This is a genomic window from Marinobacter sp. 3-2 (assembly GCF_003751355.1).
Classification (GTDB): Bacteria; Pseudomonadota; Gammaproteobacteria; order Pseudomonadales; family Oleiphilaceae; genus Marinobacter; species Marinobacter adhaerens.
In genome coordinates this window covers 182487-205165 of the sequence record NZ_RJUQ01000011.1, presented here as the reverse complement: position 1 = coordinate 205165, position 22679 = coordinate 182487, and the positions used below count along the sequence as shown (strand labels likewise).

The 22679-nt window shown below is 55.4% G+C and carries 17 protein-coding genes; 12 read left to right on the top strand and 5 right to left on the bottom strand.

The window, feature by feature from the left end; all coding sequences use genetic code 11:
- Positions 1-59 precede the first annotated feature (59 nt).
- Together edd and EDB94_RS02725 are read left to right on the top strand one after the other, a co-directional pair.
- Positions 60-1880 carry a phosphogluconate dehydratase gene (edd, locus tag EDB94_RS02730; RefSeq protein ID WP_108017391.1) on the top strand — a complete coding sequence of 607 codons (1821 nt, stop codon included), beginning with the start codon at positions 60-62 and terminating at the stop codon, positions 1878-1880.
- Positions 1877-2842, top strand: coding sequence for a glucokinase (locus EDB94_RS02725; RefSeq protein WP_014577512.1), 966 nt, complete (start codon positions 1877-1879; stop codon positions 2840-2842). Before edd ends, EDB94_RS02725 begins: the two co-directional genes overlap by 4 nt.
- 21 nt (positions 2843-2863) lie before the next feature.
- On the opposite strand, the gene EDB94_RS02720 is transcribed toward EDB94_RS02725, so the two are convergent.
- Positions 2864-3604 carry a nitroreductase family protein gene (locus EDB94_RS02720; RefSeq protein WP_062782451.1) on the bottom strand — a complete coding sequence of 247 codons (741 nt, stop codon included), beginning with the start codon at positions 3602-3604 and terminating at the stop codon, positions 2864-2866.
- 92 nt (positions 3605-3696) lie between these two features.
- Here EDB94_RS02720 and EDB94_RS02715 point away from each other — a divergent pair, with 92 nt between their 5' ends.
- On the top strand, positions 3697-4305 hold the full coding sequence (locus tag EDB94_RS02715; protein ID WP_041645298.1) for a uracil-DNA glycosylase family protein: 609 nt from the start codon (positions 3697-3699) through the stop codon (positions 4303-4305).
- Between the two features lie 51 nt (positions 4306-4356).
- On the opposite strand, the gene EDB94_RS02710 is transcribed toward EDB94_RS02715, so the two are convergent.
- Entirely contained in the window at positions 4357-6108 is a 1752-nt protein-coding gene (locus EDB94_RS02710; RefSeq protein WP_041645296.1) for an ABC transporter substrate-binding protein, read from the bottom strand.
- A 370-nt stretch (positions 6109-6478) separates the two neighbouring features.
- On the opposite strand from EDB94_RS02710, the gene EDB94_RS02705 reads away from it, so the two are divergent.
- The gene (locus EDB94_RS02705; RefSeq protein ID WP_014577508.1) at positions 6479-7606 is read left to right on the top strand and encodes a porin; all 1128 of its coding nucleotides are present in this window, start codon (positions 6479-6481) and stop codon (positions 7604-7606) included.
- A gap of 301 nt (positions 7607-7907) precedes the next feature.
- On the opposite strand, the gene glpD is transcribed toward EDB94_RS02705, so the two are convergent.
- Positions 7908-9437, bottom strand: a complete 1530-nt coding sequence (gene glpD, locus EDB94_RS02700) for a glycerol-3-phosphate dehydrogenase (RefSeq protein ID WP_108017390.1) — start codon at positions 9435-9437, stop codon at positions 7908-7910.
- A gap of 180 nt (positions 9438-9617) precedes the next feature.
- Positions 9618-10376 carry a DeoR/GlpR family transcriptional regulator gene (locus EDB94_RS02695; protein ID WP_053112348.1) on the bottom strand — a complete coding sequence of 253 codons (759 nt, stop codon included), beginning with the start codon at positions 10374-10376 and terminating at the stop codon, positions 9618-9620.
- Positions 10377-10580: 204 nt separating this feature from the next.
- On the opposite strand from EDB94_RS02695, the gene glpK reads away from it, so the two are divergent.
- Positions 10581-12053 (top strand): glycerol kinase GlpK, encoded by a 1473-nt coding sequence (gene glpK, locus EDB94_RS02690; protein ID WP_092029869.1) that lies wholly within the window; start codon positions 10581-10583, stop codon positions 12051-12053.
- A 28-nt stretch (positions 12054-12081) separates the two neighbouring features.
- Here glpK and EDB94_RS02685 read toward each other — a convergent pair whose 3' ends face one another.
- Complete coding sequence (locus EDB94_RS02685; protein WP_108017389.1) at positions 12082-13962, bottom strand: sigma-54-dependent Fis family transcriptional regulator; 1881 nt, start codon at positions 13960-13962, stop codon at positions 12082-12084.
- 334 nt (positions 13963-14296) lie between these two features.
- Here EDB94_RS02685 and EDB94_RS02680 point away from each other — a divergent pair, with 334 nt between their 5' ends.
- The 7 genes from EDB94_RS02680 (at position 14297) to EDB94_RS02650 (ending at position 22645) form a co-directional block, all read left to right on the top strand.
- Positions 14297-15391: an ABC transporter ATP-binding protein gene (locus tag EDB94_RS02680; protein ID WP_062782466.1), complete on the top strand. Its 1095-nt coding sequence runs from the start codon at positions 14297-14299 to the stop codon at positions 15389-15391.
- Positions 15391-16491, top strand: coding sequence for an ABC transporter ATP-binding protein (locus EDB94_RS02675; RefSeq protein WP_014577502.1), 1101 nt, complete (start codon positions 15391-15393; stop codon positions 16489-16491). Before EDB94_RS02680 ends, EDB94_RS02675 begins: the two co-directional genes overlap by 1 nt.
- Positions 16491-17357, top strand: a complete 867-nt coding sequence (locus tag EDB94_RS02670; protein WP_014577501.1) for a carbohydrate ABC transporter permease — start codon at positions 16491-16493, stop codon at positions 17355-17357. Before EDB94_RS02675 ends, EDB94_RS02670 begins: the two co-directional genes overlap by 1 nt.
- Positions 17358-17367: 10 nt before the next feature.
- Positions 17368-18174: a carbohydrate ABC transporter permease gene (locus EDB94_RS02665; RefSeq protein ID WP_008174643.1), complete on the top strand. Its 807-nt coding sequence runs from the start codon at positions 17368-17370 to the stop codon at positions 18172-18174.
- Positions 18175-18185: 11 nt separating this feature from the next.
- Positions 18186-18461, top strand: a complete 276-nt coding sequence (locus EDB94_RS02660; protein WP_014577499.1) for a DUF2160 domain-containing protein — start codon at positions 18186-18188, stop codon at positions 18459-18461.
- Between the two features lie 221 nt (positions 18462-18682).
- Positions 18683-20425, top strand: coding sequence for an ABC transporter substrate-binding protein (locus tag EDB94_RS02655; protein WP_014577497.1), 1743 nt, complete (start codon positions 18683-18685; stop codon positions 20423-20425).
- 213 nt (positions 20426-20638) lie between these two features.
- Positions 20639-22645, top strand: a complete 2007-nt coding sequence (locus tag EDB94_RS02650; protein WP_108017388.1) for a methyl-accepting chemotaxis protein — start codon at positions 20639-20641, stop codon at positions 22643-22645.
- Positions 22646-22679 lie beyond the last annotated feature (34 nt).

Genomic DNA, 22679 nt, shown 5'->3' with positions numbered 1-22679 from the left:
AGGAAGTAAAATTACGTCTAAAAGCGACCACTCTAATAAATTACGCAATGGAGCCCACCATGCACCCGACCGTAGATAAGGTTACCCAGAGAATCATCGAGCGCAGTCGCCCAACGCGGCAGGATTACCTGAACCGCATGAATGCCCTCAAAGCCCAGTCTCCACACCGGAGCTCTCTGTCCTGCGGCAATCTGGCCCACGGTTTCGCGGCCTGTAATCAGGGCGACAAAGACACCCTGAAATTCATGAACAAGGCCAACGTGGCCATGGTAACGGCCTATAACGATATGCTTTCGGCCCACCAACCCTACGAAAAGTTCCCGGATATTATTCGGGAGGCGGCCCGTGGAATGGGGTCGGTGGCTCAGGTGGCCGGGGGCACGCCGGCCATGTGTGACGGCGTAACCCAGGGCCAGCCGGGTATGGAGCTGAGCCTGTTCTCCCGGGACACCATTGCCATGAGTACGGCCGTGGCCCTCAGTCACAACATGTTCGATGCCACGCTGCTTTTGGGGATCTGCGACAAGATTGTGCCTGGCCTTCTGATAGGCTCGCTGAGCTTCGGCTATCTGCCCACTATTCTGCTTCCGGCAGGTCCAATGCCTTCAGGGCTCCCGAACAAGGAGAAACAGCGGATCCGCCAGCTTTACGCCGAGGGCAAAGTTGGCAAGGAAGAATTGCTGGAGGCCGAGAGCAAGTCCTATCACAGCCCCGGCACCTGTACGTTTTACGGCACCGCCAACAGCAACCAGCTGTTGGTGGAAGTCATGGGCCTGCATATGCCGGGGTCTGCGTTTGTGAACCCCAATACGCCGCTCCGTGATGAGCTTACCCGGGCGGCGACCGAGCAGGTGATCAGGCTGTCCAAGCCTCACGGTGGCGAGCTGGGTCTGGGCGATATGGTGGATGAAAAGAGCATTGTTAATGCTCTGGTGGCGCTGCTGGTTACTGGCGGTTCCACCAATCACACCATTCACTGGATAGCGATTGCCCGGGCGGCGGGGATCATCATCGACTGGAACGACTACGCCGAGCTTTCCTCCGTGGTTCCGTCCATGACCCGGATCTACCCTAACGGGCAGGAAGACGTGAATGCGTTCCACGAGGCTGGCGGAACGCCGTTCCTGATCAGGGAACTGCTGAGCGGCGGATACGTGCATAACGATGTGAACACAGTGGTTGGCTATGGCCTTGAGCGCTATACCGAGATGCCGGAGTTGTCGGATGAGCAACTGGTGTGGAAGCCCGCGCCGGAAAAAAGTCTTCGCCCGGATGTGCTCAGCCCGGTTGCCGAGCCGTTTGCACCCGATGGTGGGCTGAGGGTGCTTGATGGCAACCTCGGTCGGGGCGTTATCAAGGTCTCTGCCGTTGCCCCGGAGCACCGTAAAGTTGAAGCGCCGGCCGTTGTGTTCAACGACCAGAACGAACTCAAGGCAGCCTTTGAGGCAGGGGATCTGGACAGGGATTGTATTGTGATCGTGCGTTTCCAGGGTCCCAAGAGCAATGGTATGCCAGAGCTGCACAAGCTTACCCCCTACCTTGGCGTGTTGCAGGATCGCGGATTCCAGGTTGGTCTGGTGACGGATGGCCGTATGTCCGGTGCGTCGGGCAAGGTACCTGCGGCGATCCATGTCTACCCGGAGGCGCTGGACGGTGGCCCGCTGGCCAAGGTCAAGAATGGCGACATGGTTTGTCTGGATGCCGAGAGTGGTGTTCTTGCCATCCGCGTGGATGATCAGGAGTTCGCCGGCCGGGAATCTGAAAAAGCGGACCTGACCGGGTATCATCGCGGCTACGGTCGGGAGTTATTTGGCTGGATGCGACGCGCTGCCAGCAATCCCGAGGAAGGGGCCAGCTTTTTCTGGAATCACGAGGCATGACAGCAACACACTATTCACTGGTCGGTGATATTGGTGGCACCAATGCGCGTTTTGCCCTGGTAGAACAGGGAACCGTGCAGCCTCGCGCCATCAAGATTTTGCCCTGCGGAGAATATGCGAACCTCGATGACGCAGTGCGGGATTACCTGGCTAGGGTTGGGGTTTCGGAGGTCGACGGGGCCTGTCTGGCTGTTGCCTCACCGGTTCGCGGGACCCAGGTTCGGATGACCAACAACCACTGGCTTTTTGATACCGAAGAAGTCCGAGCACAGTTTGGCTGGTCCAGGTTCAAGGTGATCAACGATTTTACCGCCATGGCCCTCGGCGTTCCTCACGTTGCGAACGACCATCTGGTGCATGTTTGCGGCGGCCCCGGTGACAGCCGGCGCCCCAGGCTGGTGATGGGTCCGGGAACCGGGCTCGGTGTTTCAGGGTTAGTGCCCATCGAGCATGGCTGGGTGCCGTTGATGACCGAGGGTGGCCACGTGGATTTCGCGCCCACGGACGATGCCGAAATGGCTGTGCTGCGGATTCTCAAGGCCCGGTTTGGCCGGGTGTCCGTGGAACGGATTCTGTGCGGTCAGGGCTTGTTGAACCTGTATCAGGCCCATGCGGAGATTCAGGGCGTTGCGGCGCCACTGGATGCGCCGGAGAAAATCACCGCGGCTGCGGTAGAAAACACCGACAGGCTGGCCCGCCACACGCTCAGCCATTTCTGTGAAATTCTCGGTCGGGTAGCCGGCAATGGCGTTCTGACCCTGGGTAGCACAGGCGGTGTCTTCCTGTGTGGCGGAATCCTGCCCCGTTTCCTCGAGTTCTTTCTCGAAAGCCCGTTCCGAAATGGCTTTGAGGATAAGGGAAGAATGCGCCCGCTGCTGGAGTTCACACCGGTCTATGTGGTCACCGAGCCCTACACCGGCCTGCTGGGGGCTGCCGAGGCACTGGGCAATCCGGAAGTATGAGGCCGGATTGCCGTTACTGGATCAGAGGTAGTGCACCATCTGGCGCTGATCAAAACGGTACTGGCGGTTATAGACGCCGTTTTCAGCCCGTCGGCCGGCTGCCAGTACCATGGTTACCAATCCTTTTCCGGGCAGATTAATAAGCTTCTTCACGCGATGCTCGTCAAAACCCTCCATGGGGCAGGAATCATACCCGTGGGCGCGGAGCGCAAGCATGAGGTTCTGGGCAGCCAGGGCTGTGGATTTGGTAGCCCAGATTTTCATCTCGCAATTGGAGTAGGGCCCCCGGGGCACCGGCCTGGTAATTCCCACCGCAAGGCCTGCCGCTTTTTTGGCTAAACCCAGAATACCAAGCGGCCCCTGGTTGTAATGAATCGGGGCGACTTTGCGGTAGTATTTTTCGACGATGGGCGGCAGTTTTTCTTCTGGCCAATCCTCAAGAGCTTGCCGTGCATGAGCCCGCCAGCTATCCGGTCGGGCAACCACTACGATCAGCGCAGCGGCGGTTTTCGCTGCATTCTGGCCAAGACAGGCGTGGGCGAGTTCTGCCTTGAGCTCCGGCGTGCGGACAACGAAAAATTCCCAGGGCTGAAGGTTACTGGAATTCGGAGCCAGGGTTGCCAGTTCCAGGCAATCTTTAAGCACGGCCTCAGGAATCGGCTCATCGGTGAAGCGCCTGATGGAGCGGCGCGTGCGAACAACTTTCCGGAACTCTTCGATATCGATTTCCGGCAGCGGGAGAGAGCCTGCTTTCGCATTCATGATGTGTCCTTCGAGACTTGTTGTGTCGTGATTGTGCCTCTATCGTTACGGGAAATGACGGTATATGCAATCACCCTGATAACGGAACGCTCATGACAGAGGACCTTTCCCGGCTTCCCTTCGATGACCTGGTTCGGCGCGTGCGGGCGTGTACGATTTGCGCCGACGTTCTTCCACGCGGGCCGAGGCCTGTCATACAGATATCTGAAAGCGCCAGAATTCTCGTAGTCGGGCAGGCTCCGGGTAGGCGCGTGCATGAAACCGGGCTGCCCTTCAACGATCCCAGCGGCGATAGGCTTCGGCAATGGATGGGGGTTACCCGGGATACCTTCTATGACGAGCAGAAGCTCGCGATCCTGCCGATGGGGTTTTGCTATCCGGGCACAGGCAAGTCCGGAGATCTTCCGCCGCGGCCGGAGTGCGCGCCAGCCTGGCGGAACCTGCTGCTGGATCGTCTGCCGCAGATTGGGCTCACGCTGGTTATCGGGCAGTATGCGCACGCCTGGCACCTTGCCGACGGCCGAAAATCCGTAACAGCCAACGTGCAACATTGGCAGGACTACTGGCCAGATGTTCTCCCGATGCCTCATCCCAGCCCGAGAAACAACCTGTGGCTGCGTCGCAATCCCTGGTTCGAAAGTGATGTTGTGCCTGAACTGCAGCGTCGGGTGGCTCTTCTTCTCGCACCCGAGTACGGATAGCCGGTGTGCTCAGCCGGCAACGTCCGCTGGAGTCTCTAGTTTCATCGGTGTTCATTTGGCAGCAACGTCCCACTGCTTGAGCAGATCCTCGTATCGGATGGTTTTGCCCGGCGGTTTCTCGTTGCGCAGACGTGGTTTGGGCGCGCCCGGCTGCGCCAGCCACCAGTCGGCGTCCTTTAATTGCTCTTCCTTTGCCATTTTCGGGCCGCAATCACCGGCCAGGAAATTACGCTCAATGACCGACAGAGTCCTGTCCTGCGCTGCGGCCAGGTTATCGAGCGCCTGCTGAGGAGTGACTTTGCCTGTTACCGCATCGGCGATGTTAGGCCACCATAGTTTGGCCAGGCGGGGATAGTCTGGCACGTTCACACCCGTCGGCGACCAGGCTGTCCTGGCAGGACTCCGATAGAATTCGACCAAACCGCCCAGTGTCGGCGCTTTTTCTTGCATTTGCGGCGACTCCAGGTCTGAGAGGCGAATCGGGGTGAGGCCATAGAGGGTCTTCTGCAGTGATACCGTACGCGAGACGGTAAATTGGGCGTAAAGCCAAGCTGCTTTCTGCTGGTTCGAACCCATGGCCCTGGGAATGGTCCAGGCGCCAACGTCCTGGTATCCCAGTTTCATTCCCTCTTGCCAATAGGCGCCGCGAGGAGAGGGCGCCATGCGCCATTTCGGAGTGCCGTCTTCATTGACGACGGGTAAACCCTCTTTTGCCATGTCGGATGTGAAGGCGGTATACCAGAAAATCTGCTGTGCTACCTGGCCTCTGGCCGGCACGGGTCCGGCTTCTGAAAACGTCATGTTTGCGGCTTCAGGAGGCGCGAAGCGCTGTAACCAGTCTATGTATTTTGCCAGTGCGTAGACCGCCGCAGGACTGTTGGTGGCGCCGCCGCGACTGACAGAAGAGCCAACAGGATGGCAGCCTTCCATACGAATGCCCCATTCATCGACGGGCAGGCCGTTGGGAATACCCCGATCACCCGCGCCTGCCATGGAAAACCAGGCGTCGGTGAAGCGCCATCCCAGGGAGGGATCACGCTTGCCGTAGTCCATGTGGCCGTAAACCCTTTCACCATCAATTTCCCGAACGTGTACCGTGAAAAATTCTGCAATATCTTCATAGGCAGACCAGTTGACGGGCACGCCAAGCTCGTAACCGTAACGCTCCATGAACCGAACCCTCAGTTCCGGGCGTTGGAACCAGTCGTATCGGAACCAGTAAAGGTTGGCGAACTGCTGATCGGGCAACTGGTACATCTTCCCATCCGGCCCAGTAACAAATTCCAGCCCAATGAAATCTTCCAGTGACAGGGTAGGCAGGGTAAATGCCTCGCCCGCGCCCTCCATGTAATCGCTGAGTGCGAGAGCCCAGCCGCTGCGGGAGTGGGTGCCGATCATGTCTGAGTCGTTAACGAACGCATCGTATCGGCCCTTGGCAGCCATGATTCGCTGGAGATTGATCTGGCGAATGACTTCGCCCTCTGGCCTTCTATCGTGTGTTACCGGAATCTCCGTCAGCTCGGAAAAAGCAGGTGCCAGGACTTCTGCCTCGTAATCGTGGGTCGGCAGTTGTTCGGACAGAACCGAGATCTCTGTTCCCTTTAGCTCAGAGGCTGCATGGGCAAACCAGGCCAGCTCTTCCGCCTGTTCATCCGCGGACAGAGTTGAATCCGGGAAATGGTCTTCGATCAGCGTGCGGATCTGCGACTGCTTCTCCCCAGAGAGCGACTCGAAAAGAGGCCCGGCGGTTACCGGTGGGCCAATCAGTAGTGTCAGCCCTATTAACAACGCGAGTTTGTTCATGATCGTCTCTTGTTTTTGTTGCTTTTCGTACAATTTACGATCATATGGTTCGCTAAAAGGTTCGTCAACGAAAAATTTTAGGATTAGGCTATTTGAGATTTAATACCTTTAATACAACAAGTTAAAGTCATTAAATGGAATTTTTTCCTATGTGCGGCACGTCTAAACGAAAATTTTTTCGATCATAAACTTTTCATTTGGAATTTTGAGCGCTAAATTTGTGCTGTTTCGAACTGTTTTGTCTTAAAGCGAAAATAAATCGGTTCGTTAACGCAGTTGGCTGCCACGCGCCTGGCCGGGGCTAAGGCTTTTGGCGAGGTGTTTCGGTTGGCTGGCTAAAGTTCAGCGCTAACAAAAACAGGAAATTAACATGATCGAAAATAACAACGTTTTTATATCGTCCAACAACCGCTCTTTCCGGAAAGCCCCAATGGCAGCCGCACTGGTATTGGCGGCAGGTGTCTCCTCTCCAGTCATGGCGGAAGTTTCTTTCGAGTCCGATAATGGGTGGAAGGCGGGCTTCAACGGCCATATTCCGATCTTTGCGGTGTTCGGAAACTATGACGAGCCAACCGATGAGGATTCTTTCACCATCACAACCGGTTTTAACCCCGCAACACTGCAAACGAACATCTATGCGCCCACCCAGAACGGCTTGGAGGTGTCAGGCCACTTCCAGATGAATGCCAATATTGCGCCCGGTGATGCCAATACGGAGTTCCGCAGTCGGGTCTCGGAGATTGCAGTGGCAGGTGATTTTGGCAAGGTTAATATAGGAAAAGGCTTCGGGATCTATGGGGTTCCTGCCATTGGTGATAACGGCAGCGCGTTGGGTGTCGGCCTCATTGGCGGGCCAGACCAGGTGGCGGCCACCGCCGGGCGCATCGGTAACGGGTACTTTTACGCCAACTTCACGCCCCGTGTGATGTACACCTCCAACAACTTGGGTGGCCTGCAATTCAAGGTTGGTCTGTTTAGCCCGTCGAAAGTGGATGGCGTTACTGATGCCGAGTACACCATGCCCCGCATCGAAGCGAACGTGGTCTATTCCGGCGACAACTTCTCCCTTTGGTCCAGTGGCTTTACCCAGGATGTGGACTCCAAAACCGGCACCTTCGATGACTACACTATGTCTGGTATCGATTTCGGTGGTTCCGTCTCGCTGGGTGGTCTGAGTGTTCGTGGCAACTACGGCATCACCCAGGGCACAGGCAACGGTGTGTTTGCCGCGCGCCTGGACCCGAACGAAGAAGACGCAAGCCAGTGGTATGTTGAAACAACCTATCAGATCAACCGGACCACACTCGGTGTCAGTTATGGTGAAGGTGAGGACGACTTCATCGCCGGTGATGGTGACGATACCGATCTGACCATGCTGTTTGCCCGCTACGCAGCAACAGACCACCTCACCCTGATGGCGGAATACACGACACTGGGCACGGGGAATGGTCAGGGCGAATACGATGCGATCATCTTTGGTTCGCAACTGACGTTCTGATTGTCTCAAAAAGAGGCAAGCACCCTCGGAAGTCGGTGCTCAAAAGGTTGAGGTTAATTCCTCAACCTTTTTTATTGTCCGAGATTCCGAAAATGTATGGGAGGGCAGGCAGAGGAGACTCCTAAAACCGTCCGGAGCCATGGATGGCGGAGCCGAGCGTACAGGGAAGTATTTACAGCGTGTTTTAGGAGTCTCCTCTGCCTGGCCGACTTCTCCCAAGCCAAAAATCCCTGGCCGTGGAAGCGCCGAAAAAAGCTCCGGGCGGAATTATCCGGCCGGAGCAAGGATGCCTGAGAGAGCTTCAGGCGCTGTGGTGGAGAGCAGTTTTGCGAGTTTCAGTGGTGACAGTTTTCATCAGATAACGTTCCAGGGATTCGATATCGGAGTCGCTGGCGTATAGCCCCTGTTTGGTCCTGCGCCAGAGAATATCCTCCGACGTCATGGCCCACTCGTTCTTGACCAGGTGTTCGACCTCACGTTCATAGAGAGTTCCGGCGAAATGAATACCGAGGTCTTCCATAGACGTACAATTTCTGAGAATGTCATAGCTGGTTGTGCCGTAAGTGCGAACATAGCGGCTGATGACCTTCTCGGCGAGCCATGGATAGTCGAGACGCAGAGTTTCCTCCAGAGCCTCGTGATTGGCAAAGTCACCGCCTGGTAAAACCCCTTTCTTGGTCCAGCGTCCGCCGGCTTCGGGAAAGAACTGGCACAGTTTGTCAGTCGCGGCTTCGGCCAGCTTGCGGTAGGTCGTTATCTTGCCCCCGAAGACTGAAATCAGCGGTGCCTTGCCTTTCTCGCTGTTGATCTCAAAAGAATAATCCCGCGAGGCTTTCTGAGCGTTTTCCTGCTCATCATCCATCAGAGGGCGTACGCCGGAGTACGACCAGATCACATCTGAAGGTACAAGTTGTCGCTTGAAGTGAGAGTTCACAATGTTGAGAAGATAATCAGTTTCCTCGGGCGAAATCTTGGCTTTTTTAGGGTCACCCTCGTAGTCCACGTCGGTTGTGCCCACGAGCGAAAATTCATCCTCGTAGGGAATAACAAACACTATCCGCTCATCTTCGTTCTGGAGAATATAGGCTTCGGTTCCCTTGTTCAGCCTCGGAACAACGATATGACTGCCTTTAACCATGCGAATCATCTTCGGGGCGGGCATCGACAGCGTTTCTCCGAACAACCGGCTCACCCAGGGGCCCGAAGCGTTCACTATTGCCTTTGCCGAGACGGTTTTCTCGGTCTCATCGGTCATGTCACGGAGGGTCACTTGCCACTCTCGGGAGCCCTGTTCAGCTTTGACGCATTTGGTGCGTGTAAGAATCTGCGCACCGAATTGCTGGGCTTTTTTTGCGGTCAGAACCACCAGGCGGGCATCGTCAACCCAACCGTCCGAGTACTCAAAGCCCTTGGTGATATCGGGTTTGAGCGGATCGTCTGCCCCGAATTTGATCGAGCGAGAGCCCGGCAGGATCTCACGCTTTGCCAGATGGTCATAAAGGAAGAGGCCGGTTCGAATCATCCATGCCGGGCGCAGGTGAGGGCGGTGAGGTAGCCGAAAGCGCATTGGCCACATGATGTGTGGCGAGTTGCGAAGCAGAGACTCGCGTTCAGCCAGTGCCTCCCGGACCAGTCGGAATTCGTAGTGCTCAAGATAACGAAGGCCGCCGTGTATCAGCTTGCTGCTGCTGGATGAGGTAGCCGAAGCCAGATCATTCATTTCACATAGCAGGACTTTCAGACCTCGCCCGGCTGCGTCCATGGCAATGCCGGTGCCGTTGACTCCGCCGCCAACGACAATAACGTCAAACTGTTCGTGCTCCATAGTCATTGTTGGTCATCTCCTGACGCCACTGGAAAAGACGCTTTGTTGTGATGCGCACTTTTCAATGTTCAATAAGCGGTATGGAACTATTATGCGAAAGGCAAGGATATTCGTAAAGGAAAAAATAGAAAAAAAACGAAAAGAGCGAGGCGGTCACATTTTCGAACAGGAGGGACCGAAAAGAAATCAGACGATATGAAGCTGTACGTTATGCTCGGTCAGCAATTGGCGGATCTCTACAGGAGGTTGCTGGTCGGTAAACACGTGGTCAGCCTGGGAGATGCTGCCGAGACGGACCATGGCGTTGCGCCCGAACTTGGAATGGTCGGCAGCAAGAAGAACCTGGTTGGAGTTGGCAATGATTGCCTGGGCGACGCGGACTTCGCGGTAATCGAAATCGAGCAGGGAGCCATCGTTATGAATGCCGCTGATGCCGATAATGCCGAAGTCCATTTTGAACTGATTGATGAAGTCCCGTGTGGCTTCACCGACGATGCCGCCGTCGCGGTTACGTACTTCCCCACCGGCAATGATGACATGGAAGTCTTCTTTGGCGGAGAGAATAGATGCGACGTGCAGGTTGTTGGTGACGATCTGCAGGTTGTTTTTCTCAAGCAGTGCCTTGGCAATGGTTTCGGTGGTGGTGCCGATGTTGATGAACATTGAGGAGTTATCAGGAATAAGCTCCACGAGTGCTTCGGCAATTCGTTCCTTGGCTTCAAGATCCATGATCTTGCGGGCCTGATAGGCGGTGTTCACAGTGCTGGAGTCAATGCCGGCTCCACCATGGTGCCTGCGGAGTTTCTTCTGTTTGGCGAGTTCATTCAGGTCCCGGCGGATGGTCTGAGGCGTCACCTTGAACTGGTCTACCAGCTGTTCGGTGGTGACGAAACCGTTCTGCTGGATCAGCTCCATAATCAGATCCTGTCGGCGACGCTGTGCCATTAAAACCTCCTCCGCTCTGTCATTTTTCTCATGCGAAATATAGTGCGTCCGAAAACATCCCCAAAGTTTAGTGGTTTTCAGCGGGTTATGCAGCTTTTTTACCGGGACAGGTTGGCCAGATGCGCGCTTGCCGTGAAAACCACTTGGCATTTATGTTCAAAAAAGTAAAAATACGAAAAAATAAGAAACCGAGGTCGAAATTCTATGAGCCAGTACATACTCTCCATTGATCAGGGAACTACCAGTTCCAGAGCCATACTCTTTGACCTGCAGGGCAACATACACGCCACCCGCCAGCAAGAGTTTCCGCAGCATTTCCCGGCCAGTGGCTGGGTAGAGCACAATCCGGAGGATCTCTGGTCATCGGTTAAGCAGACCTGCGACGCGGTGATGGCTGAGGAATGTGGTGATCGCGATGAAGTGATCGCGGTGGGCATTACCAATCAGCGCGAGACCACTGTGGTATGGGATCGTCAAACCGGGGAGCCCGTATATAACGCTATTGTCTGGCAGGACCGGCGGACAGCCTCCTACTGCGAATCCCTGAAGAGTGAGGGGCTTGAGCCGTGGGTCAGCAGCAAAACCGGGTTGCTGGTTGATCCGTATTTCTCGGCCACCAAACTCCGCTGGATTCTGGAAAATGTCGCTGGAGTCAGGGAGCGTGCGGAGCGCGGAGAGCTTGCGTTCGGGACGGTTGATAGCTTCCTGTTGTGGCGGTTGACCGGTGGCCGTGAGCACCGTACTGACGCCACCAATGCCAGTCGTACGCTGCTGTTCAACATTCACAACCAGAAATGGGATCCGGAGCTTCTGCAACTTTTCGATATTCCCGAATCGCTGTTGCCGGAGGTGATGGATTCCGCCGATCAGTTCGGGCGGATCACCGAGGGCGGGGCACTCAACGGCACCTCGGTATTGGGGGTGGCCGGCGATCAGCAGGCGGCCCTGTTCGGTCAGACCTGCTTTGGCATTGGCATGGCGAAAAGCACCTACGGCACGGGTTGCTTTCTGATGCTCAATACTGGCGACAAGGCTTTGCAGTCGAAGCACCGTTTGCTTACGACGGTGGCGTACCGGGTAAATGGCAAGCCTACCTATGCCCTTGAGGGCAGTATTTTCATTGCCGGGGCCACCATTCAATGGCTGAGGGACGGGCTTCGGCTTATCCGGGATGCCTGTGAAACAGAGCCGTTGGCAGAGGGGACGCCGGTCGACCACGGCGTCTATCTGGTGCCTGCGTTTACCGGGCTTGGGGCACCTTATTGGGACCCCAACGCGAGAGGCGCGATATTCGGCCTGACTCGTGATACCGGTATCAAGGAGATTGTGACGGCAGGTCTGCAATCGGTCTGCTACCAGACCAAGGATCTGCAAAAAGCCATGGAAAAGGACGGCATCCGCCCAGTCAACCTCAGAGTCGACGGTGGTATGGTGGCCAACAACTGGGTCCTCCAGTTCCTGGCAGACATTCTCGGCGCCCGGGTGGATCGACCTTCACTGGTTGAAACCACGGCGCTTGGCGCCGCCTACCTCGCCGGTCTGGAAGCCGGGGTCTATGGCTCTCTCGAGGAGCTTTCGGACTTGTGGCGATGCGATCGGAATTTTGAGCCGGTTATGACTAAAGAGCATCGGGATAAGCTCTACGACGGCTGGAGCCAAGCGGTGCAAAAGCTTTGACACAACAAAGCGGCCGCGGCAACGAACGTCAGCGAACACCCATTTCCCGCAGGCGCTTATAGAGGGTGTTGCGGCTGATGGACAGTTCTCTGGCCGCCTGCGAGATATTGCCGGTGCATTTCCGGTAAATTTGCAGGGTTCTAGCAAGGGTGTCCTCGGTTTCTGCTTCGGAACCAGCAACTGGCTGTTCCTGCATCGGTGGATCGCTCTGTTCAAGGGGGTTGGCCTCGAACTCTGCAAGAAAATCTTCTGGCAGGTGCCAAACCTGCACCTGCTCGCCGTCGGCAATTGCGATGGCGACCCTCAGCACATTTACCAGTTGGCGGATGTTACCGGGCCAGGGGTGGGCTTCCAGGGCCGAAAGGACTTTCGGTGAAAGTTGCTCAGACTGACCCGGATCCCGGTGCCGGGCATACAGGCTCTGTATCAGCATCCGCCTGTCGGCACGGTTTCGAAGGGCTGGGAGTTCGACGCACAACCCGTTGATGCGGTAGTAGAGGTCGGCCCGGAAGTGGCCGTTTTCAATCCGGGTGGTCAGCGGTCGATTGGTTGCCGTAACCAACAGAATATCGACCGGGACGCTGTCGGTGGATCCCACCGGTGTAACGACCCTTTCCTGTAGAACACGCAATAGACGCGACTGCGCAGAAAGAGGCATTTCGCCGATCTCGTCGAGGAACAGAACGCCCTTGTGCGCTTTTCGTATGAACCCCAGTGATCCCTGCGCCCTTGCGCCGGTGAAAGCACCGGCTTCATAACCGAACAATTCCGATTCGACCAGCTCCGGCGGAATGGCTGCGCAGTTGACCGCGACCAGCGGCTGGTCCTTGCGGTGGGATGCGCGGTGAAGAGCTTTCACCAGCACTTCCTTGCCTACCCCCGTTTCGCCGGTGATGAGTACCGGTAAACCCCGCTCCAGAACTTTGAGACTTTGCGTAGCACAGCGTTTGACCGCGGAATCGCCGTAATCAAGATTGTCGATGTCGAGCGGTCGGGCGGATTGTCGGAGGTCCTCCGGTACTGGAGAAGGCTTTGTTTTTCCGTTGGCGTCGGGGATTCGGGTGGGGCGTTTGATCCGGGCACTAAGACGGACCTTGCTCCGGGTGGTCAGTTGCAGGGTTTCTGTTTCAGGGTGGCCGAGGATGTGATTCCGGTGGCGGGTGAATAGCTCATCCAGCCTGGCTTCGACGGTGTTCATTCCCAGAAGCTGATCTGCCCTCTGGTTGCTGGCGATCACCTGACCGGAATCATCACACACGAGAATGCCGGACCAGGGGCTATCGAAGTTGTCCGCCGTTGTATTCAGGGTGATCTGGAAGTGATCCGGCCCGAACTGACGATTGATCAGGCGGTTTTCCACAGATTGGGACAGCAGTCGCACCATGCCTAACGTGTGAGCCTGAGGCAGATAGGCGTCGCTAAACACGCTCAGAACACCCGCGATCTGGCGGTGGGCATCGAAAATCGGTGCGGCAGAGCCGATGATGCTCCGGTTTGTTTTCAGAAAATGTTCATTACGCTGAATCTGAACGGGGCCCCCCACCGCAATTGATGTGCCAATAGCGTTGGTACCGCAGTTCTGCTCTTGCCAGTTTGCACCGGTCTGGAACCAGGGTTTGAGACGGGTCTCGGTGATGCGTTCATCACCCCAGCTGCTGAGTACGGTTGCGTGCTGATCGGCAAGCAGGATGAGACATCGGCTGTTTGATAGGACGTTTCGGTAATAGGGCAGAACTTCTGCTTCGGTCACCGAAAGCAGTTCGCTGTGCTGTCGATTTATCTCCTCTAACCTCGCGGGCTCTGGTCTCAACGGTGCTGGCTCATGATCGTGATCAAGGCCCCAGGCAATACAGCGGTTCCAGGAATCGGCAATCACACTTCGATAATCCGAATATTCGTTTTTTCTCATCAGGCGTCACTCAGTTTTTCGTTTGTTGTTCTGGTTGACGATTCGAGCAGCAAAGTGGAACAGGCCTGTCCTTGCTGTTGCTCAATAATCTGTGCAAATGCTGTTCACGTCAATGTTCATTTTGAACAGAGTATTGCTAAACGAACATTGCTATTTTCGGATAGGAAATCGTCATAAAAATTTAAAGTCTTGAAAAACAGTGCTGTAGGTAGAGATACCTACAAACCTTAAAGAAGTGGTACACCGTTTGCGTTAGTGGATTCGAAATCGAATTTTCGCGGTCGGTGTATGCCGGTCCCGAAGCGCGTTTCCACAAGAACAAAAAGGAAAGCCTATGTCCTTAACACTGGAGAATCTCTCACGTGAGGTCGACGGTGTCGACTACATACGGGATGCCAACCTCACCTTTGAGGCAGGTTCCTTTAACGTTCTGCTCGGCCGGACACTGGCCGGAAAGACCTCGCTGATGCGATTGATGGCCGGGTTAGACAAGCCCGATAATGGCCGTCTGATATACAACGGCGAGGACGTAACAGGGCAGAGCGTACAGAACCGTAATATTTCGATGATCTACCAGCAGTTCATCAATTATCCCAACCTGACGGTCTACGAAAACATTGCTTCGCCCCTGCGGCTTGCAAAGATGACCGATTCCGAGATTGATCGTCGGGTGAAAGAAACCGCGTCGATGCTCCGGATTGACCCTCTGCTGAAGCGCTATCCCCTGGAACTGTCGGGTGGTCAACAGCAGCGAACGGCCATGGCCCGGGCGCTGGTTAAAGATGCGACCCTGGTGCTTTTCGATGAGCCACTGGTCAACCTTGATTACAAGCTGCGCGAAGAGCTCCGGGCGGAACTGCGGGATCTGTTCCGCGAGCGCCAGTGTATTGCGGTGTACGCAACCACAGAGGCCAATGAAGCCCTTGCACTCGGCGGTACAACAACATTACTGCACGAGGGGCAGGTCGTTCAGACCGGCCCGGTGATGGATGTCTATCGGGCACCGGTGAACACTCTCGCTGCACAATTGTTCAGCGAGCCTCCAATGAACATGATTCGTGGCCGGGTTTCCGAAACCGAGGTGACCTTCGACGAATACTCCCACCACGCGCTCACGCAGGAATTGGCGAAGCTGAAACCGGGTGATTACTGGTTCGGGATCCGTCCCAGCCATATCGGTCTGGTGCCCACCAGTGATGATGACCTGGAGATGTCCATGGAGGTGGAGCTCAGTGAGATCAGTGGTTCTGAAACCTTCATGCACGTTGAGAACAGCCACTTTGAAATGGTGTTGCAACTGATGGGCGTGCATCAGTACCACACGGGTTCACCCATCAAGGTGTACCTGCCAATCAACAAGCTTTTCGTTTTCGACAACGACGAGCAACTGGTGCACACACCGTCCCAGGTTTCAGGAGGGTCTGTCTGATGGCTGAAATTCAATTGAAATCACTCGCCCACAGCTACAGCGATATGCCTACCGGGCCGGATGATTACGCGATTCGCCAGCTTGACCATGTCTGGCACAAAGGTGGGGCATACGCTCTGCTCGGTCCGTCGGGCTGCGGAAAAAGCACCATGCTGAACATTATTTCCGGTCTTGTTCAGCCTTCGGAAGGTGATGTTCTGTTTGACGGCAAGCGGGTCAATGAACTGTCTCCCCGGGACAGGAATATCGCCCAGGTTTTTCAGTTCCCCGTCATTTACGACTCAATGACGGTATACGACAACCTGGCGTTCCCACTGAAGAACAACAAGGTGCCAGCCTCCAAGATCAAGGCCCGCGTCCATGAGATTGCAGAGGTCCTCGAAATAGAGGACAAGCTCTACAAGAAGGCGAAGAACCTGACCGCGGATGAAAAGCAGAAGGTATCCATGGGCCGCGGCCTGGTTCGGGAGGACGTGTCCGCGATTCTGTTCGACGAGCCACTGACGGTGATCGATCCGCAACTCAAGTGGAAACTGCGCCGCAAGCTAAAGCAGATTCACGAGCAGTTTGACATCACCATGGTGTATGTCACCCACGACCAGCTCGAGGCCTCCACCTTTGCCGACAAGATAGCGGTGATGTACGGCGGGCAGATTGTCCAGTTTGGTACGCCGACCGAGCTGTTCGAACAGCCCAACCATACCTTCGTGGGCTTTTTCATTGGCAGCCCCGGCATGAACCTTATTGAAGTGCAGCGGTGTCCCCGGGGCGTGTGTTTCGGAAGCACAGTTGTGTCACTCGAGTCCTGGCAGGTAGATGTCTTGCAGCGGACCAGGTCCACCAACATCAAGATCGGAATCCGTCCCGAGTTTGTGGAAGTGTCCTCTGTGGCTTCAGACGACACCTTCGAGGCCGAGGTCCTGGATGTAGAGGACCTGGGTACCTACAAGATTGTTACCGTTCAGCTTGACCATGAAAAAATGAAAGTCCGGCAGAGCGAGGAGTTCGCCGCATCGATTGGCAGTAAGGTTCACCTCTCGTTCCCGAGGCAATGGCTGAAGCTGTATGTGGATGAATTCCTGGTACAGGAGCAACAGTGATGCAAAAGGTACAAAACAATAGAGCCTGGTGGCTGGTGCTGCCGGTATTCCTGCTCGTTGCCTTCTCGGCGCTGATTCCCCTGATGACCGTGGTGAATTACTCGGTCCAGGATATTTTTGGCCCGGGCCAGGCGTTCTTTGTAGGCACAGAGTGGTTTAAAGAGGTACTGACTGATGAGCGCCTGCAGGATTCCCTGATTCGTCAATTTATATTCTCGGGTGCGGTACTGCTGATCCAGATTCCTCTGGGTATCGGTGTTGCCCTCATGATGCCGAAATCCGGTATCAAGGGTTCCCTGTGCCTGATTCTTCTGGCCATTCCACTGCTGATTCCCTGGAATGTGGTTGGCACCATCTGGCAGATTTTTGCCCGCGGCGATATCGGTCTGTTCGGATGGGGCATTAACCAGTTGGGTATAGATTACAACTACACCGGAGACACCCTCGATGCCTGGCTGACGGTTCTCTTGATGGACGTCTGGCACTGGACGCCCCTGGTGGCCCTGCTCTGCTACTCCGGGCTGAGGGCGATTCCGGAAGCTTTCTACCAGGCGGCTGAGATCGACCGCGCCTCGAAATGGGCCGTGTTCCGGTATATCCAGCTCCCCAGGCTTAAAAGCGTTCTGATCATCGCGGTTCTCCTGCGGTTCATGGACAGTTTCATGATTTACATAGAGCCTTTTGTGCTGACTGGTGGTGGTCCCGGCAGTTCCACGACCTTCCTGAGCCAGACTCTTACAACTATGGCCATCGGGCAGTTCGATCTCGGGCGCGCGGCCGCGTTCTCGCTGATCTATTTCCTGATCGTCTTGCTGATTTCGTGGCTCTTCTTTACCGCCATTACGCACGCCGACAAAGAAAAATAAGGAGAGTGTGATGAGACAGACACGTTCGAAAAACGTCGGGATTACGCTGTTTATTCTTTTGCTTCTGACTCCGATCTACTGGTTGTTGAACATGTCGTTCAAGACCAACCAGGAAATTCTGGGCGGGCTTACCCTTTGGCCCCAGAACTTCACCCTGGATAACTATGCCGTGATCTTTACGGATCCCAGCTGGTACAACGGCTACATCAATTCGATGATCTACGTGTCGATCAACGTGGTCATCACGTTACTTGTGGCCCTGCCTGCCGCCTATGCGTTTAGTCGCTACAAGTTCCTGGGTGACAAGCATCTGTTTTTCTGGCTGCTGAGCAACCGGATGGCGCCGCCGGCGGTCTTCCTGCTGCCTTTCTTCCAGCTTTATTCATCCATTGGCCTTTTCGATACCCACATTGCGGTGGCACTGGCTCACTGCCTGTTCAACGTGCCCCTGGCTGTCTGGATTCTGGAAGGGTTCATGTCCGGTGTTCCCCGTGAGTATGACGAGATGGCCTATATTGATGGCTACAGCTTTCCGAAATTTTTCGTGAAGGTGTTCCTGCCGATGATTCGTTCCGGGATCGGGGTGACGGCCTTCTTTGCCTTCATGTTCTCCTGGGTAGAGCTGCTGCTGGCCCGGACGCTAACGTCCGTGGATGCCCAGCCGATCGGGGCGATTATGACCCGAACTATAGGGGCGAGCGGTATCGACTGGGGTGTTCTGGCTGCCGCCGGTTCGCTCACCATTATTCCCGGCCTGCTGGTGATCTGGTTCGTTCGTAACCATGTTGCCAAAGGCTTCGCCCTCGGACGCGTGTAAGGAGACGTTTTATGATTGCCTGGATGAACTGGACGCCGACCGTCGCCATCTTCTTTGCAGTGATTGCGGGAATTCTAGCGGTAATGACGGTTTACGAAATTGTCTCCCCGTGCACCGAGAGAAAGGGGTTTCTGCCGATAGCCACCACCCGTGGTGACCGGTTGTTTATCGGATTGTTATCGGCTGCGTATATACATCTAACCTTCCTGGCGGTCAGCGATATCACCCTCTGGGTGGCGCTGGCGGTTTCGGTGGCCTGGTTACTGGTGTTGTTGCGTTGGGGATGAATTTGAAGCCGGATGTTCGCTATGTTGTTTTTGCGAACATTTCGCCCGAGAAAATCTGCAAAAACACTTGTAATGATTTCGTAAACGAACTATTTTTATTTTAATGATCGGAATCGATCACGGGAGATTCCGGTGAAAAGAATAGCGACCAGAGCGCTATAAATGCGGAAACGAAACCCGGCTGTTTCGTTCCATTCATAACAAGACGAACGAGGTTGGATATGTTCAACAACAATAAATATCCGAGGACCCTGTTGCTCAGCGCCGCCGTTGGTGTTGCCAGCTTGGGTTTGAGCCTGCATGTCAGTGCCGATCAATATAGTGAAGCAGCTGAGAAGTGGGTTAATGAAGCGTTCAAGAACTCCACTCTGAGCAAGGAAGAGCAACTCAAGGAAATGGAGTGGTTTACCAAAGCCGCTGAGCAGTTTCGTGGCATGGACATCAACGTGGTTTCCGAAACCATAGCGACTCATGAGTATGAGTCCAATGTTCTGGCCAAGGCGTTTTCCGAAATCACCGGGATCAACCTTACCCACACGCTGATTCAGGAAGGCGATGTTATCGAGAAACTCCAGACTCAGATGCAGTCTGGACGGAACATCTACGATGGCTACGTGAACGATTCCGACCTGATCGGCACCCACTTCCGCTATGGAAAAGTGGTGGCTGTTGAAGACATCATGAATGGTGCTGGTAAGGACCTCACTTTGCCCACCCTGGATCTCGATGATTTCATCGGGCTCGACTTTACCACCGGGCCTGACGGCAAGCTTTACCAACTCCCCTCCCAGCAGTTTGCAAACCTTTACTGGTTCCGTGCCGACTGGTTTGAACGTGAAGATCTGCAAAAGCAGTTCAAGGACATCTACGGTTACGACCTGGGTGTACCTGTCAACTGGTCAGCCTACGAGGATATTGCCGAATTCTTCTCGGTGCACGTGAAGGAAATTGATGGCGAGCGCGTTTACGGCCACATGGACTATGGCAAGAAGGATCCATCTCTGGGCTGGCGTTTCACCGATGCCTGGTTCTCCATGGCGGGTGCTGGCGACAAGGGCCTGCCCAACGGTCTGCCGGTCGACGAGTGGGGTATTCGGGTTGAAGAGTGTCACCCGGTAGGGTCCAGCGTCAGCCGTGGCGGTGCAACCAATGGTCCCGCTGCCGTTTATGCCACCGAGAAATACGTGGACTGGCTGCGTGAGTATGCGCCACCCGAAGCCCAAGGCATGACCTTTTCCGAGGCCGGCCCGGTACCTGCTCAGGGTAATGTTGCCCAGCAAATCTTCTGGTACACAGCCTTTACCGCGAGCATGATCAAGGATGGCCTGCCGGTGGTGAACGAAGATGGCACACCCAAATGGCGCATGGCGCCGTCGCCACGCGGGCCATACTGGGAAGAAGGCATGAAGCTGGGCTACCAGGACGTCGGCTCCTGGACCTTCCTGGACTCAACGCCCGAGAAGCGTCGTCTTGCAGCGTGGCTGTATGCTCAGTTCACCGTATCCAAGACCGTTTCTCTAGAAAAAACCATTGCCGGTCTGACTCCGATCCGGGAATCCGATATCGAGTCTGAGGCGATGACTGAAATGGCTCCCAAGCTCGGTGGTCTTGTTGAGTTCTATCGCAGCCCTGCGCGCGTTCAGTGGTCTCCCACTGGTACCAACGTACCGGACTATCCGAAGCTGGCCCAGCTGTGGTGGCAGTACATCGCTCAGGCAGCCAGTGGCGAAGCTACTCCGCAAGAAGCCCTTGATGGTCTTGCGCAGGCTCAAGATCGTGTCATGGAGCGCCTCGAGCGCGCCAATGTCCAGCCGACCTGTGGTCCGAAGCTGAATGAGCCGCGCGATCCGCAATACTGGCTGGACCAGCCAGGCGCACCCAAGCCCAAGCTTGCAAACGAGAAGCCGCAAGGCAAAACCGTTGCTTATGATGAGCTGCTGAAAACCTGGGAAGAGGCGCGCTAAGGCGAGCTGATTCCTGAAGAGCAATGCCTGTCGCAACAGGACCCTTTGGTTGCGGCAGGCAGAGCACCGTTGTCACGGTGGGTTTTGGCCGGTTGCTTATAGTCCCCCCCTTATCAAGCATTTCAAGGTAGCCCCTCCCGGGGTTAACCCTGCCGGCCCTTTTTCTACCGTTTGGCCCGCCTCTGCATGTCGATAGCGGGAAGGGTGTTTCCAATGAACAAAATCTCCGTAATTCATCGTTTGTACGCTGGCTTTGGCCTGCTTTGCGTGATTATTGTGTGCTGGGGAGCGTTCAATATCAGCGTCATGTCGTCCTTTTCAGGAACTACGGACAAACTAACATCGGATGTTTTTCCGCTCAGCGGTTTGATTCAGGAAATGGAAGCCCATCGTTCTGAAACCGCCAAGTATGTGGTGGAGGTAGTCTCGGCCGACGATCCGGAGGCACTGGATGCCAGGCTGGAAAAGCTTTCCAACAGCATTGAGCGACTGCGCGGCAGTGGTGACACGCTGTTAACCACGAACAGTTCTGCCATGTTTCCTCCACTGCAGGCTGTCAACAGGACAGCTCAGTCACAGCTGTCGAAACTTGATCGCAGCACTGACGCGCTGGCCTCTCTCAAGGCACGGGTGTTGTCGGTTTCGGATGCGGTGAATACTGGCCTGACTGAATTTCTCGCCAATAACGGGGAAATCAAACGAACCCTGGTTCGGGAGGGTACCGAACCGGCAGGCCGGGATATTTACATCCGTGATCTGTTTACTACCGTCATGGAGAATCTGGCGAACATCGAGTTGTTGGTCATGCAGATGGTCAGCACCGAGGATGCGCGTCAGCTCGATGCCATAGTCGAGAATCTCCGATTCAATACCCAGACCATCGAGCAGGACATATCGGCCCTGGTTGAGGAGGTACCACGTCTGGATGGTTTGCCGGCACTTGTGACGACGTTTCTGTCTGCGGTAAATGACCAGGCCGGGATAATCAGCCAGTACTCGGGTTATCGCCAGAGGCGGCTAGAGCTGGATAATGTTGCCAGAGAGGTCGAGGAGAATCTGGCAGCATTGGCGTCAGCCCTGGATGAGGCTGCGAAGACGGTCTCTGATCGTGCCAGCGCCTCGGTGTTCACACTGGATGCAACCGCTCTGACTTCGGAAAAATTGGTCTACTGGTTGTTGCCCGTGGTGGTTCTTCTGACGCTCGCAACCTCGTTCAGGCTGGGGCGAATGATCAGCAGGCCACTGCAGGTGACCCAGGCTCATCTTGCTGCAATGGCCGAGGGTGACTACTCACAGGTTCTCGAGTTTCCTGCCTGCGGCGAATTTATTGATCTCAAGAGTTCTGTTAACCGGCTGTCGGAGGCCATGGCCACGGTTTTGGGTAGTTTGCAACAGGCGGGGTCAGACATCTCGGTGATTGCGTCGGGCAACGCGAGGTTCGCCCGCGAATTCAACGAACGGACAAGGACTCAGTCTGACGAACTTGGTTCCATTGCGGCTGCCATGACTGAAATGGAGGCTTCTGCAAGGGAGGTGGCAAGATCGGTTCGGGATACCCATGATCTGGTTGGCAAGGTCAATATCCAGGTGGACGACAATCTCTCTGCCGCTAAACGCGGCATGGACTGTGTTGCAGATCTGGAGGTCCAGGCGGAGCAGACCGCAGGGAAGCTGCGTCAGCTTGAGCAGGCGTCCTTCGATATTGGCAGGATTACCGAGGCAATTGATGACATCGCCAATCAGACCAACCTGTTGGCCCTCAACGCCGCCATCGAGTCGGCACGCGCCGGTGATGCCGGTCGCGGTTTTGCAGTGGTCGCCGATGAAGTGCGGGGTCTGGCCCAAAAGACTACTGAGAGCACCGATAGTATCCGGAGCCTCGTAGAAGGGCTTCAGGCAGAAGCGTCGGAATCGGTCAGCTCTATGAACTCCAGCTTCGAACAGCTGCGATCTGTGCGTGAGCTGATGGCCAGCGTTTCCGAGGGCGCAGGCAGAATTGGCTCGGCGATGGAGCGGATTCATCAGGGTGCTGAGCACATCCGCCACGGCATGGACGAGCAGGAAAACGTCAGTCAGTCGGTGGCCCGACAGGTCAGTGATATCAGCGGTTCTGCGGCTGAAGGGCTTGAAAGCATTGATGATTTGGTCACAACCTGTGACCGGTTGGAGGATTCGGTGACAAACATTGAGTCACTGATGGCTCGCTTTCGGATCCAATAAACAAATCGGCAACTGACCAACTTTTGTTTTCATA

Coding starts and splice junctions, on each gene's coding strand:
- edd (WP_108017391.1), top strand. CDS start 60: ATGCACCCGACCGTAGATAAGGTTACCCAGAGAATCATCGAGCGCAGT.
- EDB94_RS02725 (WP_014577512.1), top strand. CDS start 1,877: ATGACAGCAACACACTATTCACTGGTCGGTGATATTGGTGGCACCAAT.
- EDB94_RS02720 (WP_062782451.1), bottom strand. CDS start 3,604: ATGAATGCGAAAGCAGGCTCTCTCCCGCTGCCGGAAATCGATATCGAA.
- EDB94_RS02715 (WP_041645298.1), top strand. CDS start 3,697: ATGACAGAGGACCTTTCCCGGCTTCCCTTCGATGACCTGGTTCGGCGC.
- EDB94_RS02710 (WP_041645296.1), bottom strand. CDS start 6,108: ATGAACAAACTCGCGTTGTTAATAGGGCTGACACTACTGATTGGCCCA.
- EDB94_RS02705 (WP_014577508.1), top strand. CDS start 6,479: ATGATCGAAAATAACAACGTTTTTATATCGTCCAACAACCGCTCTTTC.
- glpD (WP_108017390.1), bottom strand. CDS start 9,437: ATGACTATGGAGCACGAACAGTTTGACGTTATTGTCGTTGGCGGCGGA.
- EDB94_RS02695 (WP_053112348.1), bottom strand. CDS start 10,376: ATGGCACAGCGTCGCCGACAGGATCTGATTATGGAGCTGATCCAGCAG.
- glpK (WP_092029869.1), top strand. CDS start 10,581: ATGAGCCAGTACATACTCTCCATTGATCAGGGAACTACCAGTTCCAGA.
- EDB94_RS02685 (WP_108017389.1), bottom strand. CDS start 13,962: ATGAGAAAAAACGAATATTCGGATTATCGAAGTGTGATTGCCGATTCC.
- EDB94_RS02680 (WP_062782466.1), top strand. CDS start 14,297: ATGTCCTTAACACTGGAGAATCTCTCACGTGAGGTCGACGGTGTCGAC.
- EDB94_RS02675 (WP_014577502.1), top strand. CDS start 15,391: ATGGCTGAAATTCAATTGAAATCACTCGCCCACAGCTACAGCGATATG.
- EDB94_RS02670 (WP_014577501.1), top strand. CDS start 16,491: ATGCAAAAGGTACAAAACAATAGAGCCTGGTGGCTGGTGCTGCCGGTA.
- EDB94_RS02665 (WP_008174643.1), top strand. CDS start 17,368: ATGAGACAGACACGTTCGAAAAACGTCGGGATTACGCTGTTTATTCTT.
- EDB94_RS02660 (WP_014577499.1), top strand. CDS start 18,186: ATGATTGCCTGGATGAACTGGACGCCGACCGTCGCCATCTTCTTTGCA.
- EDB94_RS02655 (WP_014577497.1), top strand. CDS start 18,683: ATGTTCAACAACAATAAATATCCGAGGACCCTGTTGCTCAGCGCCGCC.
- EDB94_RS02650 (WP_108017388.1), top strand. CDS start 20,639: ATGAACAAAATCTCCGTAATTCATCGTTTGTACGCTGGCTTTGGCCTG.